Annotated in this window: 13 protein-coding genes; 12 read left to right on the forward strand and 1 reads right to left on the reverse strand. The window is 62.4% G+C overall.

Going from position 1 to position 14,604, the window contains the following annotated elements; all coding sequences use genetic code 11:
* The first annotated feature begins 117 nt into the window (after nt 1–117).
* Both K1X12_RS11290 and K1X12_RS11295 read left to right on the forward strand, forming a co-directional pair.
* Nucleotides 118–1,173 carry an alpha/beta hydrolase family protein gene (locus K1X12_RS11290; RefSeq protein ID WP_220987686.1) on the forward strand — a complete coding sequence of 352 codons (1,056 nt, stop codon included), beginning with the start codon at nt 118–120 and terminating at the stop codon, nt 1,171–1,173.
* Nucleotides 1,170–2,096, forward strand: a complete 927-nt coding sequence (locus K1X12_RS11295; protein ID WP_220987687.1) for a hypothetical protein — start codon at nt 1,170–1,172, stop codon at nt 2,094–2,096. The genes K1X12_RS11290 and K1X12_RS11295 overlap by 4 nt, the downstream gene beginning before the upstream one ends.
* A gap of 3 nt (nt 2,097–2,099) precedes the next feature.
* Here K1X12_RS11295 and K1X12_RS11300 read toward each other — a convergent pair whose 3' ends face one another.
* The gene (locus K1X12_RS11300; RefSeq protein WP_220987688.1) at nt 2,100–2,621 is read right to left on the reverse strand and encodes a MarR family winged helix-turn-helix transcriptional regulator; all 522 of its coding nucleotides are present in this window, start codon (nt 2,619–2,621) and stop codon (nt 2,100–2,102) included.
* 185 nt (nt 2,622–2,806) lie between these two features.
* On the opposite strand from K1X12_RS11300, the gene ectA reads away from it, so the two are divergent.
* The 10 genes from ectA (at nt 2,807) to K1X12_RS11350 (ending at nt 14,597) form a co-directional block, all read left to right on the forward strand.
* Complete coding sequence (ectA, locus tag K1X12_RS11305) at nt 2,807–3,373, forward strand: diaminobutyrate acetyltransferase (RefSeq protein ID WP_220987689.1); 567 nt, start codon at nt 2,807–2,809, stop codon at nt 3,371–3,373.
* A 48-nt stretch (nt 3,374–3,421) separates the two neighbouring features.
* Nucleotides 3,422–4,717 carry a diaminobutyrate--2-oxoglutarate transaminase gene (gene ectB, locus K1X12_RS11310; protein ID WP_220987690.1) on the forward strand — a complete coding sequence of 432 codons (1,296 nt, stop codon included), beginning with the start codon at nt 3,422–3,424 and terminating at the stop codon, nt 4,715–4,717.
* 14 nt (nt 4,718–4,731) lie between these two features.
* The gene (locus K1X12_RS11315) at nt 4,732–5,139 is read left to right on the forward strand and encodes an ectoine synthase (protein ID WP_220987691.1); all 408 of its coding nucleotides are present in this window, start codon (nt 4,732–4,734) and stop codon (nt 5,137–5,139) included.
* Nucleotides 5,140–5,155: 16 nt separating this feature from the next.
* Nucleotides 5,156–6,097: an ectoine hydroxylase gene (gene thpD / locus K1X12_RS11320; RefSeq protein ID WP_220988873.1), complete on the forward strand. Its 942-nt coding sequence runs from the start codon at nt 5,156–5,158 to the stop codon at nt 6,095–6,097.
* Entirely contained in the window at nt 6,098–7,549 is a 1,452-nt protein-coding gene (locus tag K1X12_RS11325) for an aspartate kinase (RefSeq protein ID WP_220987692.1), read from the forward strand.
* Nucleotides 7,546–8,868 (forward strand): MFS transporter, encoded by a 1,323-nt coding sequence (locus tag K1X12_RS11330; protein WP_220987693.1) that lies wholly within the window; start codon nt 7,546–7,548, stop codon nt 8,866–8,868. Before K1X12_RS11325 ends, K1X12_RS11330 begins: the two co-directional genes overlap by 4 nt.
* A gap of 214 nt (nt 8,869–9,082) precedes the next feature.
* Nucleotides 9,083–10,462, forward strand: coding sequence for an efflux RND transporter periplasmic adaptor subunit (locus K1X12_RS11335; protein ID WP_220987694.1), 1,380 nt, complete (start codon nt 9,083–9,085; stop codon nt 10,460–10,462).
* A 22-nt stretch (nt 10,463–10,484) separates the two neighbouring features.
* Nucleotides 10,485–12,422 carry a MacB family efflux pump subunit gene (locus tag K1X12_RS11340; RefSeq protein ID WP_220987695.1) on the forward strand — a complete coding sequence of 646 codons (1,938 nt, stop codon included), beginning with the start codon at nt 10,485–10,487 and terminating at the stop codon, nt 12,420–12,422.
* 4 nt (nt 12,423–12,426) lie between these two features.
* A complete protein-coding gene (locus tag K1X12_RS11345) occupies nt 12,427–13,779 on the forward strand; it encodes an efflux transporter outer membrane subunit (protein ID WP_220987696.1) in 1,353 nt (450 codons plus the stop codon).
* 131 nt (nt 13,780–13,910) lie between these two features.
* Nucleotides 13,911–14,597, forward strand: a complete 687-nt coding sequence (locus K1X12_RS11350; RefSeq protein WP_220987697.1) for a PepSY-associated TM helix domain-containing protein — start codon at nt 13,911–13,913, stop codon at nt 14,595–14,597.
* The last annotated feature ends 7 nt before the right edge of the window (nt 14,598–14,604 follow it).

Genomic DNA, 14,604 nt, shown 5'->3' on the forward strand with positions numbered 1-14,604 from the left:
CCCGATTACGCCGGGGCAGCTTCCCCGATCCCGTCTGATTTATCTTTGACATTACGCGCAGGTGGAAACATTGTCGACAATCAGCGGGGGTGCTCAAAATCGAAATGGACCTGATCGATGGTTTTCAGAACATGGATTTCCTCTGCCGCGCTAGCCCTGATTGCGATCACGGGCGCCGGATGCGCGAACGCAGCGCCGCCCGAGACAGCGGCGCTGGTGCCTCAGGCCGCCTCGACCAGCCGGTACACCGCGCCGGGGCCTTACAAGGTGGAGACCGAGCGCGGCAAATGGCATGACGCCAAGCGCGACCGGGATGTGCCCTGGCTGATCCGGTATCCTCAGGATACGGACGGGCCGCGCCCGGTGATGGTGTTTTCCCACGGCCTTGGCGGATCGCGCGAGGGGCTGCCCCGGATGAGCGAGTTCCTGGTGAGTCATGGCTATATCGTCGTGCATGTGCAGCACCCCGGATCGGATGTGAGCATGTGGAAGGGCGTGCGCCCGGACCCGGCGACCGTGGACCGGGGCGCGATGCTGAAAACGGCGAGTGACCCGGCCGTGATGCTGAACCGGTTTGCCGATATTCCCTTCGCCATGGGCGAGCTGGGTAAGATGGCGGTAGACGGCAAGTTTGCCGGGAAGATCGACATGGGCCGCGTGGCCATGAGCGGGCACTCCTTCGGCGCTGTGACGACGCAGGTGGCGGCGGGGCAGGTGTTCAAGACTGGCGCGGCAATGCCGGCGGATGGCTTCCGCGCGTTTATCGCCATGAGCCCTTCCGGCGACCGGGACGGCGATGACAAGGCAGCGTTTGCCAATGTGACCAAGCCCTTCCTGATGATGACGGGTACGGAAGATGGGTTTGCGCTGAACCCATCTGTTGAGACTGCAGAAGACAGGCTGCAGCCCTATTACGGGCTGCCCGAGGGTTTGCCGGCTGTGCTGGTGAACCTGACGGGCGGGGATCATTTCGTGTTCAGCGGAAGTATTCTGACCAGGGGCAAGGACCGGCCACTAGACCCGCGCCATCATGAAATCATCGATGCGGCAGTTCTGGCCTTCCTCGACGCGTACCTGATGGACGATCCGGGCGCGCGGGAATGGCTTGCCAATGGCCTTGCCGGACTGGCACGAACGGATGCCAGCATAGAAACACGAAATGTGACGCCATGACCGAGACCCGCTTTCACCTTTCCAGACGCAACCTTTTGATCAGCGCCGGCGCGGCGGCATTGACGGCGGCCTGCGCCAGCGGGGCGGAAGACGCCGTGTCTCCCTCTGAGGGATTGGAAGGCCGGGTGATCTATACGGAGTCCGTGCAGATGTCTGGCGGGGCGCCTAATGGCAGCTCCGTCTTCAGCATCCGGCTGTGTCAGTACCCTGAGATTGGGGTGGCGTGGGTCTGGGCGTCTGTAATGACGCCGGAGGGCAGCTTCCTGTTTGCGGACAATGAAATTCCGTGGAGCGGGAAGGCGGCGGACGCGGCCAATGCGACCGACGTTCACTACGCGGCCTCGGTCGGCGATATGACCATCCGCTTCAGCCGGACGGGCAAGCATGGCGCGATCGACGGCGGCACGCTGGAGTTCGAGAAAGGCGGCGAAGGTGCCTTCCGCGTTTCGGCGACGTTCACCCGGTCTGACGGATATGTCGGCCTGCTGGATGGGCGGTCTGAAATGTTCGGGACGGTTGAGGCTGTGATCGAAGCGGGCGGCCAAACGCGGACGATCAGCGCGCCGGGCCAGTGGCATGAGCAGCCCCAGAGCGAGCCGCGCTTTACCGTTCCCTTTGTTTATTCCTCGCTTTGGGGAAAGGGCATTTCGGGAACCCTGCTGCAATCGCCTGAAGGCTCCGGCGCATATGCCCTGCGGTCCGGCAAGGCGCCCGAGATTTTCCGCAAGGCGGAATTCTCTCCGCCCGGCGCTGAGCGAACGGTCGAGCTGGTGGGTGAGGACGGGACGGCGCATACGCTGCACCTGGAACAGCGCCACCTTTATACGCTGGAAATCTATGGCAAGACCTGGATTGGCACTTTCGTGTACGGATCATATCTGGATCAGCCGGTGGTGGGCTTCATCAACAACTGGCTGATGTGAGCCTCAGGCGGGGCCGGAGGGAAGGTCCGTCACTGCGCCGACATCCAGAACAGGCGAGGCGTCGATATCGCCTGCGCCGAGCAGAGCGACAAGGCGCGTGAGCGCGGCGTTGATATAGGCCTGTTCCCATTCGGGCAGGTGGGCAAAGCGCGCACCAAATTCCGCCTGCAGAAGATCTGGCGCCTCTGACAGCATCTTGCGGCCTTCGGGCGTGATCTGGACGAGCACAGTGCGGCGGTCTGCATCTCCCCGACTGCGCAGGATGAGGCCGCGCGCCTGGAGCTTGTCCAGCAGGATGGAAATGGTGGCCTGTTTCAGCCCGGCAGCGCGGGCGAGATCGCTCGGCTGGACACTGCCGCGGGCGGCGAGTTCCTTGAGGACGACAAGCTGGGAGGGGGTGAGGCTGGTGTCGCGTGCAAGTGTGCGGGCATGCGACTCGACCGCTTTCAGAATGCGACGGAGCGAAATCAGAGCCTGCTCTGAGGCGTCCTGTGGCGAATCCGGGGTGGGCGTGGCGGCGATCATGCCGTCATATGTAGTGGAATTCCATTGAAGAACAAATAATTTGAAAGTCAAAATAAAGGGCGGAACCCCTTGAGCACTCGGGCATTTATGTTGCTCGTCAAATATGCCTTGGCTGCGCTCGGGGTTGACATTTCCCTGAGGATAATAATTTGACGGTCAAAATAAAAAAGCAAATGGGAGCCGTCATGCCGAGTGAGGCCACCGCACCGTCCGCAACAGAGACTGTTCCGGGCCGAAGTAAAATCGAAGGCGCCGCGATCCAGATCGGACCGCCGACGCCTGAAGACGCCGCTGAAATTCACGCGTTGATCGCAGCCTGCCCGCCGCTCGATACCAATTCGCTGTATGCGAACCTGATCCAGTGCACGCATTTTGCGACCTCCTGCGCCGTGGCGCGGATGAGCGGCGAAGTTGTTGGCTGGATTTCCGGCCACAGGCCACCCGGCAAGGACGCGACCTATTTCCTGTGGCAGGTGGCTGTGCATCCCAGCGCGCGGGGCAAGGCCCTGCCGAAGCGGATGCTGGCCGATATTCTTTCCCGCCGGGCGCAGGCGGGGGTTTCCGCACTGGAAACCTCGATCACCCGGAGCAATGACGCCTCATGGGGCCTTTTCCGCAGCGTTGCGGGATGGCTGGAGGCGCCCTTGCGCGAAGAGCTGTGGTTTGATCGGCATCGCCATTTCCGCGGTCAGCATGACACGGAATTTCTCGTCACCATTGGCCCTTTCCAGGCGCCGAAGGCCGCAGGCTGAAGGCTCAGCCTCAACGACCCTAACCGAGCGAAGAAAAAGGAGCCATTCATGGCATACGAAGACACGTCCGCTCTCCCGAGTATTTTTGAACGACGCGAATCCCGCGTGCGCAGCTATTGCCGGTCTTTTCCGGCGGTGTTCAAATCGGCGCGCGGCGCTGAGCTGATTGCGGAAGATGGAACGCGCTATATCGATTTTCTGGCCGGTTGCTCCACGCTGAACTATGGCCACAACCACCCCGAGCTGAAGCAGGCGCTGCTGGATTATATCCAGGCCGATGGCGTGGCTCATGGCCTCGACATGCACACGCGCGCGAAGGCGAGCTTCCTCGAGACGTTCGAAAAACGTATCCTGAAGCCGCGCAGCATGGATTATCGCGCAATGTTTCCGGGGCCGACGGGGGCGAACGCGGTTGAAGCTGCGCTGAAGATCGCCCGTAAGGTCACGGGACGGACGAATGTGATTGCCTTCACCAATGGCTTTCACGGCATGACGCTCGGCGCGCTGGCCGCGACGGGCAATTCGGGCAAACGCGGTGGGGCGGGCATTCCGCTGACCGGCGTGGTGCACGAACCATATGACGGCTATTTCGGCGAAGACACCGACACGGCCGAGCAGCTGGACCGTCGCCTGTCTGATCCTTCCTCGGGCCTCGACAAGCCTGCGGCGATCATCGTGGAAGTGGTGCAGGGCGAAGGCGGGCTGAATGTGGCCTCCGATGCCTGGCTGCGCCGCGTCGAGCAGATCGCGCGCAAGCATGGGGCGCTGTTCATCATCGATGACATTCAGGCCGGAATTGGCCGCACGGGCGGCTTTTTCAGCTTCGAAAAGGCGGGCGTGAAGCCGGATATCATCACACTGGCGAAATCGCTGTCGGGGCTCGGCCTGCCGATGGCGCTGACGCTGATCCGGCCGGACCATGACCGCTGGAAGCCGGGCGAGCATAACGGCACGTTCCGGGGCAACAACCATGCCTTCGTGACCGCGGCCAAGGCGATCGATCTGTTCTGGAGCGATGACGCGTTCGAGCGCGATGTAGCCCGGAAAGGCGAGCGCCTGCGGGCGGGGCTGGCCAAGATCGGCGAGGGCAGCGCACTGGCCGGGCGGCTGAAAGGCCGGGGCATGATGAGCGGCATTGAAATGCAAAGCGGCGAAGTGGCGGCGGAAGTATGCGCTGAATGCTTCGAGAACGGACTGATTATCGAGACGAGTGGCAGCCATGATGAAGTGGTGAAGGTGCTCGCGCCGCTGACCATCAGCGACGCGCAGCTCGATGCGGGCCTCGAAATTCTGGCGGACGCCGTGCGCACGGTGGGTGCGCGCCACCGCAAGTCCGCTGCGTAAAGGAGATTTGGAAGATGATTGTCAGAGACCTCAGCATTGAAAACAACACCGAACGGCGTGTGGACAGCGATGGTTGGACTTCCGTCCGCCTGCTGCTGAAAAATGACGGGATGGGTTTCTCGTTCCACATCACGACGATCCATGCCGGCGCCGAGCTGCACATGCATTACAAGAACCACTTTGAGAGTGTGTATTGCATGGAGGGCACAGGCTCGATCACAGATCTGGCGACGGGCGAGACCCATCAGATCCGCCCCGGCGTGATGTATGCGCTCAACAACCATGACAAGCACATCCTGCGCGCTGATGCGGGCGGGCCGATGATCATGGCGTGCGTGTTCAATCCGCCGGTGACGGGCAAGGAAGTGCACGGCCCCGACGGGGCGTATGCGGCCGATACAGAACTCGAACAAACAGCCTGAAAGGAGCCTGTCCATGATGACAGATACTGACCAGGATCTTTATCCCTCGCGCCTGAAGGCGGAGCCGGAATGGCTGACACGGCGCGACCCCGTGGTGCATGGCATCCCCGGCGAGGAAGCGCCGGTGGGCCGCGCGCTGATCGAGCAATTCGTGCGCGACGGGTTTGTCGTGCTGGAAGACGTATTTTCGCCGCAGGAGGTGAAGGCGCTGGCGCGGGAGGCCAATGCGCTGCGCGAGCGGGGCGGGCTGATCCCCGAGAGCCGGATCACCGAGCGGGGCATGGAGGGCGCCGAAGCTGTGCGCTCCGTATTCGCGCCGCACCGGCAGTCGGACGTGTTCGAACGGCTGGCGGCCGATGAGCGCCTGTCGGGCCTCGCGCGGTTCATTCTGGGGGACGATGTTTACATCCACCAGTCGCGGATCAACTACAAACCCGCGTTCCGGGGCAAGGATTTCTACTGGCATTCGGACTTCGAGACCTGGCACACGGAAGATGGCATGCCGCGCATGCGGGCGTTGTCGATGTCAGTGATGCTGACGGACAACCATCCGCATTCCGGGCCGACGATGTTCATGCCGGGCAGCCACATGAATTATGTGACCTGCGTGGGCGAGACGCCGGACAACCACTACCGCGCGTCGCTGAAGAAGCAGGAATATGGCGTGCCTGATGGCGAGAGCCTTGCGAAGCTGGCGGCAGAAGGCGGCATTGAAGGGCCTGCGCCGAAGGCCGGTTCGGTCGTGATTTTCGACTGCAATACGATGCACGGCTCAAACAGCAACATCACGCCGTATGAGCGGATCAACGCTTTCTTCGTTTTCAATGCGTGGAGCAACCGCCTGATCGAGCCGTTCGGCAAGACAAAGCCGCGCCCGGAATTTGTGGCGCACCGTCAGGTGAAAGAGCCCATCCGCCCTCTGAAGGCGATGCCGCCGCTGCCGCTGGGAGGACGATAGATGAAACGCACTGTGGAAAAGATCGGCGGTACGTCGATCTCCAACACCAAGGCTGTTCTGGAGAATGTGCTGATCGGCAAGCGGCGCGGGAGCGCGCTGTATAACCGGATCTTCGTAGTCTCCGCCTATTCGGGCATGACGAACCGCCTGCTGGAGCACAAGAAATCCGGTGAGCCCGGCGTTTTCAGCCTGTTTTCGGGCGCGGGAAACAAGTGGGCGTGGACCGAGGCGCTGGCCGCAGTGGCGCAGGCAATGGAAGACAAGAACGTCGAAATGTTTGGCGGCGAGCCAGAGCAGGAAGTTGCGGACAATTTCGTTCGGGAACGGATTGAGGATGTTCGCAACTGCCTGATCGACCTGCACCGGCTGTGCTCCTACGGTCAATTCCGTCTCGACGAGAACCTTGCCACCGTGAAGGAAGTGCTTTCCTCGCTGGGGGAGGCGCATTCGGCCTTCAATACCGCGTTGCTACTGCGCAAGCATGGCGTGAACGCAACGGCCGTCGATCTGACGGCATGGCGGGATGAGCGCGACCTTTCGATGGAAGAGCGTATGCAGGATGCCCTCGACAAGATCGACCTTTCCAACGAGCTGCCGATCGTGACGGGCTATGCCAGTTCGCGTGACGGCCTCGTGCGCCATTTCGGGCGGGGCTATACCGAAGTGGTGTTCTCCAGGTTGGCCGCGCTGATCGGCGCGGATGAGGCGATCATCCACAAGGAGTTCCACCTTTCCAGCGCGGACCCGAAGCTGGTTGGCGGAGATAAGGTGCGCAAGATTGGCTTGACCAATTTTGATGTGGCCGATCAGCTGTCCAATATGGGCATGGAGGCGGTGCATCCCAAAGCGGCGAAAATCCTGCGGCAGGCAGGCATTCCGCTGCGCGTGAAGAATACGTTCGACCCGGAAGATGGCGGCACGGTCATCTCTGCAGACTATGCGCCGCCCAAGCCGCGCGCCGAGATCGTGACCGGCCTGAAGGGCGTGTTTGCGCTGGAAGTGTTCGATCAGGATATGGTGGGCGAGAAGGGATATGATGCGGCCGTGCTGGAAGCGCTGACGCGCCATTCCATCCGTATCGTGTCCAAATGTTCCAACGCCAACACGATTACACATTATGTGGAAGGCAGCCGAAAGGCATTGAAGCGCGCCTGTGTGGACATTGAGACCAAGCTAAGCGGCGCGGAAGTTTCTACGAGCCGCGTGGCGATCGTTTCCGTGATTGGGGCCGACATCAATGTGCCGGGCATTACTGCCAAAGCGTTGACGGCGTTGCATGAGGCAGGCGTGCCGATCATCGGCCTGCACCAGGTTTCCCGGAAGACGGATATCCAGGCCGTGATCCAGGAAGACGACTTCGACACGGCGATCTGCGCCCTGCACGCAGCGCTGGTGGAGAATGTTGAGTCGCGCGTGGCGCGGGAAGCGGAGGCGTTGCTGCCGGCAGCATGACGCGACTTGTCCGTTGGCCGGGGCTGGCCCGCAATGGGCACAGCAATCTGGCAGCCTACCGGAACATCTTCGTTCTGGTGGCCGCCCTTACGCTGCTGCAAGGCGCGATGGCGGCGCTGGCGATGGTGATGTCGCTGAAGCTGCTGGCGGGCGGCGTGGCAGAGCTTGGCATTGGGTTCGTGGCGGCGGCGTATTCGGCGGGATTCCTGGGCGGCACGCTGATCGCGCCGCATGAGATACGCCGCATTGGGCACATCCGCACCTTCACGCTGCTGGCGGGCATCTGCGCGCTGGCGGCGCTGGTCCTGCCCTTGGCTGGACGAGAGGTGGCGGGGTGGTCGTTCCTGCTCGCGCTCGCGGGCGCTGGCGCAGCCGGAATGCTGACGGCGGGCGAGAGCTGGATTGCGAATGCAGCACCCGCACAGAGCCGGGGCGCGATCCTCGGCTTCTATCATATGGTGTCTAAGACCGGGGCGATTGCGGCGCCATTTGTGGTGGCGGGCGCGCTGGCGGGGTTTGGCGCCTTCATGGTGGTGGCAGGCCTGTTCATTGCAGCGCTGCTACCAGTGGCGGCGACCAACCGCAGCCAGCCGGAACTGGTGGCGGCAAAACCGTTCGGCCCGCGCCGCCTGCTGGCGCAGGCGCCAGCCTCTGTGTTTGCTGCGTTCTGCGCAGGGGCGGTGAACAATTCCGTGGCGCAGCTTTATCCTGTCTTTGCCGCAGCAATGCGCCCGGACGATGCGGCCGGATTTGCCGCGCAGCTGAATGGCGCCATCCTGGCGGGGGCGATGATCGGACTTTGGCCTGTGGGGCTTATGTCCGACCGGTTTGACCGGCGGCTGGTGATTGCGGCGGCGGCGGCGCTGGGCGCGCTGGCGGCTGGCGGGCTAGCGTTGACGGCGGCGATAGATGTGCCGCTGCTGACCCTGGCGCTGGCGGCGGCCTTTGGCGCGGGATCGCTCAGCTATTACGCCGTAGCCGTGGCGAACGCGGCGGACCGGGCAAGCCCGGAAGAGATCACCTCGATGATGGCGGGCATCCTGGTCATCTGGGGGATCGGTTCGGTGATCGGGCCGGTGATCGCAGGCGGCTTCCTGCAAGTGTTGCCGGGCGGGGCGGGGCTGTTCCTGTTTGCGGGGCTGGCGCTGGGTGCGTTGATGCTGGCTTGTCTCTCGCGGATGGCCATCTCACCGCCGCCGCTAGCGGAGGAGCGCGCGCCCTTTACAGTGTCCCCGGCGACGAGCCTTGCCATTGCGGAGTTTGACCCCCGCGGCGAGGGCGAGCAGCCGGACCTGTTTGCCGAAGAGGCGACTTCTTAAGAATTGACAGGCGGAGCGCCTGTTTATCCTCGGGTCAGCCCGGAAATCGTGTCGTGTGGCAAGAATTGCCACAATAACGCGAACAAAATGTCAGAAGAAATCAGTTAGTGCGGGAATATCGCGGACAGGACTGCAAACTTCTGGCAGTTGGCCGCGACGGAATACCGACCGGCCCCCGTTCAAGGCCTGACACACCATTTGAAGCTGAGTTCCCATGTCCAAGACCAAAGTGCTGAAAAACCGTTGGGTCATGATCGCAGTCGCCGCTGTTGCGGTGGTGGCGGCCTGGCTTGCCTGGCAGGCTATCTGGGGGGGCGAGAAGGCTCCCGTCTACCAGACCGCTGAAGTCACCAAGGGAGACATCGAGGTTTCGATCTCGGCTGCCGGCAAGGTAGCGCCGAAAGAGACTGTGACAGTCGGCGCGCAGGTTTCCGGGCAGTTGACCGAGTTACTGGTGGACGCGGGCGACCTGGTCGAGCAGGGGCAATTGCTGGCGCGGATCGACGCGACGATTGCTGAGACCAATGTGGAAGGCAGCCGCGCACAGCTCAAAGAGCTGCAGGCGAGCCGTAAGCAGCAGGTCGCCACGCTCGAGCTCGCCAAGGCAGACGCCGAGCGCGCCAAGATGCTGTTCGAAAATGATGCCATTGCGCGGGCGGATTATGAGGCAGCGCAATCGAACCACACCGTCGCTGTTGGTAAGCTCGACGCGATTGATGCGCAGATCGACCGCCAAAGCTCGACGCTGCGCGCGCAGCAGGCGACGCTGGAATTCACGAATATTTATGCGCCGGTGGCCGGCACGGTTGTCTCGCTCGACGCGGTGGAAGGCCAGACGCTGAACGCCAACCAGACGGCGCCGACGATCCTTTCGCTGGCCGACCTGACGGTGATGACCGTAGAGACGGATGTTTCGGAAGCCGATGTCCTGCGCGTGAAGCCGGGGCAGGACGCCTGGTTCTCGACGTTGGGCGACTCGACGCGCCGTTGGGAAACGACTGTGCGGCAAATCCTTCCGACGCCGGAAGTTCTGAACGATGTGGTGCTCTACAAGGCGATGCTGGACATCGACAACCCGGACAACCTTTTGAAGCCGGAAATGACGGCGCAGGTGTTCTTCGTGACGGGTTCGGCGAAGGATGCTGTGCTGGTGCCGGTGACGGCGCTGCAGGCAAACCCGGAGCGCCGCCAGCGCCCGCAGGGCGAAGGCCGTGGGCAGCAAACGGCTTCGGCAGAAGGCCGCGCCCGTGAGGGCCGCGCGCAGGGCGGGTTCATGCAGGCAGAAGCCAGCGAACCGGCTGGCGCTGGACCACAGGAAGACAGCCGCCGCAAAGCGTTCACGGAAGCGCGTAAGGCGCACCCGGATGCAGAAGTGGCCACCGTGCTCGTCATTGGGCCGGACGGCACGCCGCGCCCGCGTCCAGTGCTGATCGGCCTGAAGACGCGCACGCAGGCTGAAGTGATCTACGGACTTGAGGCAGGGCAGACGGTTGTGACGGGCGAAGTGTCGCTTAGCAGGTCGTCCACTGCGTCGGGACCGTCCGGTCAGCAGGGCCAGCGCCGGCCGATGGGGCCGCCTCCGGGGCGCATGTAAGCGGCGGGAAGCAGGTGATACCATGACGACCCCCTTGATCGAACTGAAAGACGCGTCGCGATTTTACGGGGCCGGCGACACCGAGGTGCGTGCGCTGGACGGCGTATCGCTGACCATCGAGACTGGCGAGTTTGTGGCCATTGTTGGCCAGTCGGGTTCGGGCAAGTCGACGCTGATGAACATCCTGGGCTGTCTGGACCGGCCAACGGGCGGGAGCTATTCCATTCGTGGGCAGAATGTTTCAGAGCTGGACCCAGATGGGCTTGCGGCGCTACGCCGGCAGACATTCGGATTTATATTCCAGCGCTACAATCTTCTGGCGAGCGTCAGCGCCTCGGAGAATGTGGAGATTCCGGCGATCTATGCCGGCATGACGCTGGAAGAGCGCAAGGACAAGGCGGCTGACCTGCTGGGCAAGCTGGGCCTTGGCGAGCGTATCCATCATAAGCCGGGCCAGCTTTCGGGCGGGCAGCAGCAACGAGTGGCTGTAGCGCGCGCGTTGGTCAACGATGCAGAAGTGATTCTGGCGGACGAGCCGACCGGCGCGCTCGATTCCGGCTCCAGCAAAGACCTGCTCAACTTGCTTGACGAGCTGCATGACAGCGGGCGCACGATCATCCTGATCACGCACGATCAGAAGGTTGCCGAACGCGCCAAGCGCGTGATCGAAATCCGCGACGGCAAGATCATTTCAGACACCGGCAACAAGGCGGCTACTTCCGAGGAAGCGCCCCAGTATCGATACGCCCGCAAGGGCCCATCGCCACTGACACAGATTTTTGAGTCCGTGAAAATGGCATTCCGCTCGCTGAGGGCGAACCTGTTCCGGACCGCGCTGACGCTGCTGGGCGTGGTGATCGGCGTGTCGGCGGTGGTCGCCATGCTGGCGATCGGTGAGGGCAGCCGGGCCGAAGTGATGGCACGGTTCGAGTCGATGGGGCCTAACCTCCTGTTCGTGCGTCCTGGCGCGCCGGGCACACGGATGCGCGGCGGCGCCATTGCGACCCTGACGATCGAAGATGCGCAGGCATTGGGCGAACTGGATAACATTCTGACGGCTGTTCCTTCACGCTCGACCAGTGCGACATTGCGAGTAGGCGGGAAGGACTATTCCAGCTCCATTGAGGGCGTCTCCGAAGGCTGGCCCATCGCGCAGAACCGCGACATGAAATATGGCACCTTCTTCGAGAAGGAAGATGTGGACCGCCGCATGGCGGTGGTGGTGCTGGGCACGACAACGGCAGGCAACCTGTTCGACGATGTTGAAAGCGCGGTCGGGCAATATGTGTTCCTGGGCGGCGCCCCCTTCGAGGTGGCCGGTATCCTGGAAGAGAAAGGCGCGACCTCCTGGGGACAAGACCAGGATGATGTGGCGCTGGTGCCGATCACGACAGGCATGATGCGCCTATTTGGGCAGAGCTATCTTTCCTCCATCACTGTCGCGGTAGACGACACGAAGAAGATCACCGAGACCGAAGAGGCGGCCCATGCCTTGCTGCTGGCCCGTCACGGTACGGAAGACTTCCAGATCCGCAATACCGCGTCGATCCTTGCGTCGGTGGAGGAGACACAGAACTCGTTCTCCATCCTTCTGGGATCGGTGGCGGCAATCTCGCTGCTCGTGGGCGGGATCGGCGTGATGAACATCATGCTGGTGAGTGTGTCTGAGCGGACGCGCGAGATTGGCGTGCGAATGGCGACGGGCGCACGGCGTTCCGACATCATGACGCAGTTCATCGTCGAGTCGCTGGTTGTTGGCGGTCTGGGCGGTGTTGCAGGCGTGCTGATCGGGTTTGGCATCGTCTTCATCCTGACGCAGGTCGGCATGACGGTCGCGGTTACCCCGCTTCCGGCAATCCTCGCATTCAGTTCAGCGCTGGGCACAGGCCTCATCTTCGGCCTTCTGCCGGCCAGAAAGGCGGCCCGGCTCGATCCGGTGACCGCGCTCGCCTCGGAGTAAATCCATGATCCGTACGCTTCTTATTTCGACTTCCGTGCTCGGCCTTGCGGGCTGCGTCAGCCTGAACCCCGTGCAGCGGGAAACCAGCACCGAAGCGGGCCTGATCATGCCGGATGGTTATGACTATGCAGGCGCCGTCGATGCGCTGGCCGCGCCGGAGCAGGCCTGGTGGGCGAGCTTCAAGTCTGCCGATCTGGACGCGCTCGTCAGCGAAGCACTGGTTGCCAACAACACGTTGGCGCAGGGCGTTGCGAATGTGGACGCCTCCCGCGCGGCACTGAAGACGGCGAATGCGGCGTTCCTTCCGCAAGCGAGTGGCTCGCTTTCCGCCAGCAGCAATACGCAGTCCGGCCTGGACGATGTTGATGCCAATGCGCGCCTGTCGGCGAGCTATCAATTGGACCTGTTCGGCGCAAACGCCGCCAGCCGAAACGCCGCGCTGGCAAACCTGGACGCCGCCGTGTTCTCGCAGCGGGCGCTGGAACTGACGGCGCAGTCGGATGTCGCCGCGGGCTGGTTCAATCTGCTTTCGGCACGTGAGCAGCTGGCCGTGGCCAAGCAGAACCTCGAAATCTCCGAGAGGATCTTCAAAATCGTTCAGGTTCGCTATGAGGCAGGCGCGATTTCTGGTTTTGACGTGTCGAGCCAATCTGCGAGCCTTGCAAATGCGCGGGCGCGCATTCCGCAGTTGGAGTCGCAGATCACGAGCCTTGAAACTGCGCTGGCAATCCTGCTTGGCCGGGTGCCGCAGGGCTACACCGCGCCTGAAGCGGACGTACTGTCCATTGCGTTGCCGAATGCTGAGCCCGGATTGCCATCCGATCTGCTGTTGCGCCGGCCGGACCTGATGCAGGCCGAAGCAAACCTGCGGGCAGCGAACGCAAACATCGATGCGGCGCGGGCGGCATTCTTTCCCAACATCGATCTGGGGGCAGGGCTTTCCAGCGTGTTGACCGGCGGCGGCGACCTTATTGGCTCGCTTTCTGCGTCCGTTGCGCAGAACATCTTTGCTGGCGGGCGCCTCGACGCGCAGTTTGAAAGTGCGCAGGCGCGGCGGGAGGCTCAACTCGCCGGATATCGTCAGTCCATCCTCAGCGCGTTGCGCGATGTGGATGTCAGCCTGAAGGCGATTGAAGCAAACGGCGCGCGTGAAGCACAGCTGTTGATCGCAAGGGACGCAGCCGCAGATGCATTGCGGGCCGCCGAAATTCAGTATCAGGCAGGAACGGGCGATCTGACCAGCTTGCTGAATGCTCAGCAGAACTATTTCGACGCGGCCAATTCCTATGTGCTGGGGCGGCTCGACCGGCTCACGGCGGCGATCAATCTCTATGTTGCGGTTGGCGGCGGATACTGAGCGGAACCAATTGCTGGGGCAGGGCGAACGGCACCTTTGACTTATCTGCGAAAAAATATGAGAATGACTTGCAATTGCGGAAAAGCTCAGGCAGTGGAAGTCCCAACTTATCACTGATCTGAGCCGCCTCATTGAAACAGTTTCTTGCCGCCGCACGCTCCTCCGAAACCTGGGGCAAGTCTCCGCTTCGCCATCTGGAGAAATGGTCGACTTATGCTTTCTGGAAACGGCAAGCGCGCACCTGGCACTGGATGTCGGGGGCTGTCTGCCTCATCGGCATGCTGTTGTTCGCGCTGACCGGGATTACCCTCAATCACGCGCATCAAATTCCGGCAAAGCCGAAGGTGACCGAGCTGGAATACGTGCTTTCCGGCGACGCGCTCGCAGCGATTTCTCCCGATACCGAATTTGTGAGCGCGGCGGCGCTGCCAGCGGCGACAACGGCGGAAATACGCCGTGAGCTGAATGTGGATATTTCCGGCAAGAAGGGCGAATGGACGGATATTGATGTCTATGTGAGCCTGCCGCGACCCGGCGGCGATGCCTGGATGAGCATTGACCGGGAAACGGGCGATGTGCTCTATGAGGTCACCTCGCGCGGGCCGATTTCCTATCTCAACGATCTTCACAAGGGCCGCAACGCCGGGGCGATCTGGTCCCTGTTCCTCGATGTTTTCGCCGTGGCTTGCATTGTGTTCTGCATGACCGGCCTCTGGCTGTTGCAGATTCACTCGCAGCGCCGGGGATCGACCTGGCCGCTGGTGCTGGGCGGCCTTGCCATTCCTGTCGTCATTCTTCTGTTTTTCCTTCATATATGAGGTGATC

This window comes from Hyphomonas sediminis (assembly GCF_019679475.1).
Taxonomy (GTDB): Bacteria; Pseudomonadota; Alphaproteobacteria; order Caulobacterales; family Hyphomonadaceae; genus Hyphomonas; species Hyphomonas sediminis.

What these genes read in the sequence shown, in the direction of transcription:
- K1X12_RS11290 (WP_220987686.1), top strand. Translation starts at nt 118, where the DNA reads ATGGTTTTCAGAACATGGATTTCCTCTGCCGCGCTAGCCCTGATTGCG.
- K1X12_RS11295 (WP_220987687.1), top strand. Translation starts at nt 1,170, where the DNA reads ATGACCGAGACCCGCTTTCACCTTTCCAGACGCAACCTTTTGATCAGC.
- K1X12_RS11300 (WP_220987688.1), bottom strand. Translation starts at nt 2,621, where the DNA reads ATGATCGCCGCCACGCCCACCCCGGATTCGCCACAGGACGCCTCAGAG.
- ectA (WP_220987689.1), top strand. Translation starts at nt 2,807, where the DNA reads ATGCCGAGTGAGGCCACCGCACCGTCCGCAACAGAGACTGTTCCGGGC.
- ectB (WP_220987690.1), top strand. Translation starts at nt 3,422, where the DNA reads ATGGCATACGAAGACACGTCCGCTCTCCCGAGTATTTTTGAACGACGC.
- K1X12_RS11315 (WP_220987691.1), top strand. Translation starts at nt 4,732, where the DNA reads ATGATTGTCAGAGACCTCAGCATTGAAAACAACACCGAACGGCGTGTG.
- thpD (WP_220988873.1), top strand. Translation starts at nt 5,156, where the DNA reads ATGACAGATACTGACCAGGATCTTTATCCCTCGCGCCTGAAGGCGGAG.
- K1X12_RS11325 (WP_220987692.1), top strand. Translation starts at nt 6,098, where the DNA reads ATGAAACGCACTGTGGAAAAGATCGGCGGTACGTCGATCTCCAACACC.
- K1X12_RS11330 (WP_220987693.1), top strand. Translation starts at nt 7,546, where the DNA reads ATGACGCGACTTGTCCGTTGGCCGGGGCTGGCCCGCAATGGGCACAGC.
- K1X12_RS11335 (WP_220987694.1), top strand. Translation starts at nt 9,083, where the DNA reads ATGTCCAAGACCAAAGTGCTGAAAAACCGTTGGGTCATGATCGCAGTC.
- K1X12_RS11340 (WP_220987695.1), top strand. Translation starts at nt 10,485, where the DNA reads ATGACGACCCCCTTGATCGAACTGAAAGACGCGTCGCGATTTTACGGG.
- K1X12_RS11345 (WP_220987696.1), top strand. Translation starts at nt 12,427, where the DNA reads ATGATCCGTACGCTTCTTATTTCGACTTCCGTGCTCGGCCTTGCGGGC.